The sequence below is a fragment of the Nocardioides sp. genome (assembly GCF_047607365.1).
GTDB lineage: Bacteria > Actinomycetota > Actinomycetes > Propionibacteriales > Nocardioidaceae > Nocardioides.
The window spans coordinates 1-2,880 of record NZ_JASGDD010000106.1 but is presented as its reverse complement, the minus strand read 5'-3'; the positions used below and the strand labels follow the sequence as shown (position 1 = coordinate 2,880).

Below are 2,880 nucleotides of genomic sequence, written 5' to 3'. Positions count from 1 at the left end.
GCACGCGCCTCGGCCGCCCGGCGCGTGGCGCCGGCCACCCGCCCGGGGCGCGAGGACCCCTGCGGGCCCCGCGAGTTCGACCGAAGCTGTGCCACCCGCCCATCCTCCCCGACGCGGTCGTTCTTCCGCTGGATCGCCACGCGCGCATCCTTGCCGGGTGACGCTCGGGCTGGTCTGCGTGTGCGGCCGCAAGGAGCCGCCGCGAAGGCGGCCTTGGAGCGAAGCGGGCCGACGAGCGGCGTGCGACGCCGCGGACGCTCCGCAGGTCAGCCCGAGAAGCGCGGGAAGGCCGAGGCGCCGGCATAGCGGGCGGCCTCGCCGAGCTCGTCCTCGATGCGCAGCAGCTGGTTGTACTTCGCGACCCGCTCGGAGCGGGCGGGGGCGCCGGTCTTGATCTGGCCGCAGTTGGTGGCGACGGCGAGGTCGGCGATGGTGGTGTCCTCGGTCTCGCCGGAGCGGTGGCTCATCATGTTGCGGTAGCCGGCGCGGTGGGCCAGCTCGACCGCGTCGAGCGTCTCGGTGAGCGAGCCGATCTGGTTGACCTTGACCAGCATCGCGTTGGCCTGGCCGCCGGTGATGCCGCGCTGCAGCCGCTCGACGTTGGTGACGAAGAGGTCGTCGCCCACGAGCTGGGTCGTGGTGCCGAGCTCGTCGGTGATCGCCTTCCAGCCGTCCCAGTCCTCCTCGTTGAGCGGGTCCTCGATCGAGACGATGGGGTAGGACGCGACGAGGTCGGCGTAGTAGGCGGTCATCTCCTCGGCGGTCTTCTTCTCCCCCTCGAAGAGGTAGGCGCCGTCCTCGTAGAACTCGCTCGCCGCGACGTCGAGGGCCAGCGCGACGTCCTTGCCGAGCTCGTAGCCGGCCTTCGTGATCGCCTCGCCGATCAGGTCGAGCGCGGCACGGTTGCTCGGCAGGTCGGGGGCGAAGCCGCCCTCGTCGCCGACGGCCGTGGCCAGGCCCTTCTCCTTCAGGACGCCCTTGAGGGTGTGGTAGACCTCGGCGCCGATCCGGAGCGCCTCGCGGAAGGTCGGCGCGCCGATCGGCGCGATCATGAACTCCTGGATGTCGACGTTGGTGTCCGCGTGGGCGCCGCCGTTGAGGATGTTCATCATGGGCACCGGGAGCACGTGGGCGTTGGGACCGCCGACGTACTTGTAGAGCGGGAGGCCGGCCGAGTCGGCGGCAGCGCGGGCGACGGCGAGGCTCACGCCGAGGATCGCGTTGGCGCCGACGGTCGCCTTGTTGGGCGTGCCGTCGAGGTCGAGCATGGCCTGGTCGACCAGCCGCTGGTCGTCGGCGTCGAGGCCGATGAGCGCGGGGGCGATCGTGTCGAGGACCGCCTCGACGGCCCCCTGCACGCCCTTGCCGAGGTAGCGGGAGCCGCCGTCGCGGAGCTCGACCGCCTCGAAGGCTCCGGTGCTGGCGCCGGACGGGACGGCGGCACGCGCGAACGTGCCGTCCTGGAGGAGGACCTCCACCTCCACCGTGGGGTTGCCCCGGGAGTCGAGGATTTCGCGGGCGCCGATCGCTTCGATCACAGACATGAGGGCAGCCTAGTGCGCGGCTCCGGAGGTTCGTCGAGGACCGCCGCCCTTCCCTCGGGGAGACCGCCGGGCGATACTCACCGCGAGACTCACCGCGACGCGAGGAGGTCGCATGTCCGTCGGCACCCGGTCGCCGGCGTCCGCGGTCGTCGGGCGCGCCTCGGAGCGCCGCCGGCTGGCGCGGTTCGTGACCTCCGGGAGCGGAGCGCTGCTCCTCACCGGCGAGGCGGGGATCGGCAAGTCGACCCTCCTGGCGGAGGCGGCGGCGCTCGCCGGCGCGCACGGGGCGACCGTGCTGACCGGCTTCGCCGCCGAGACCGACGCGGAGCGCCCCTTCTGCGTGATCACCGACCTCTTCGACGGCCTCGACCTCGCCGGCTTCGGGCTCACCGACCCGGTCCTGGCGGCGTTGGAGGCGGCGACGCTCCGGCGTGGCGTCACCGTGCCCGTGGACCCGACGGCGGTGGAGGTCGGCACCTGGCAGGTACTCCGCGCGCTCGGCGACGGGGAGCCGGTGGTCGTCGCCCTCGACGACGTCGCCTGGAGCGACCGCGCGTCGCTGCGCGCGCTCGGCCATGCCGTGAGACGGCTGGCGCCGTCGTCGTACCGCTTCGTCCTGTCCCGTCGCGCCGGCCTGGAGCGGACCGAGCTGGAGAGGGAGCTGACGAAGGCCGGGCTCGAGCTGGTCGAGTGCGGGCCGATGGGACGCGACGACCTCGGCCGGCTGGTCGGCGACCGCCTGGGCCTGCGGCTCCCCGCCTGGGTGCTGGACAAGCTGGTCGACCAGGCGCAGGGGAATCCGCTCTTCGCCCTGGAGTTCGGCCTCGTGCTCCGCGAGCGCGGGCTGCCCGGCTACGGCGAGCCCCTCCGTCTCGGCGACGATCTCGATGCCACGATCGGGGCGCGGGTGACGGCCCTTCCCGCGCGGGCTCGGGCCGCCCTCCTCGCCGTGGCCCTGGAGCCGCGGCTGACCGAGCCGGACCTGTTCGGGGTGGCGGGCGAGGCCGCCGTGCGCGAGGCGCTGGACCGCGACGTGCTCGACCGGCGTCCCGACGGGCGGCTCCGCCCGCGCCACCCCCTGCTCGCCTCCGTCGTACGACGGCTGGCGACGGCGGCCGAGACCCGAGCGACCCACCTGCGTATCGCCGAGACGAGCACCGAGCCGGAGACCGCCGCGCGCCACCTGGCGCTCGGGCGCCCCTGGCCCGAGGAGGACACGGCGGCCCGCCTCGACCATGCCGTCCGCCTGGGCACCGCCCGCGGCGCCACGGAGAGCGCCACCGAGCTCGCCGGGCTGGCGCTGGCGCGCTCGCCGGCGGGCTCGCCACGTGGCTCG

The 2,880-nt window shown here is 74.4% G+C and carries 2 protein-coding genes; one reads left to right on the top strand and one right to left on the bottom strand.

Translation table 11 applies throughout. From position 1 onward, the window contains the following. Positions 1 to 266: 266 nt before the first annotated feature. Complete coding sequence (eno, locus tag QM572_RS07925; protein ID WP_415091803.1) at positions 267 to 1,544, bottom strand: phosphopyruvate hydratase; 1,278 nt, start codon at positions 1,542 to 1,544, stop codon at positions 267 to 269. A gap of 112 nt (positions 1,545 to 1,656) precedes the next feature. Between eno and QM572_RS07920 the strand changes: the two genes are divergently transcribed. Then, positions 1,657 to 2,880 (top strand): AAA family ATPase (locus tag QM572_RS07920; RefSeq protein ID WP_415091801.1); only part of this gene is annotated, 1,224 nt, incomplete at its 3' end.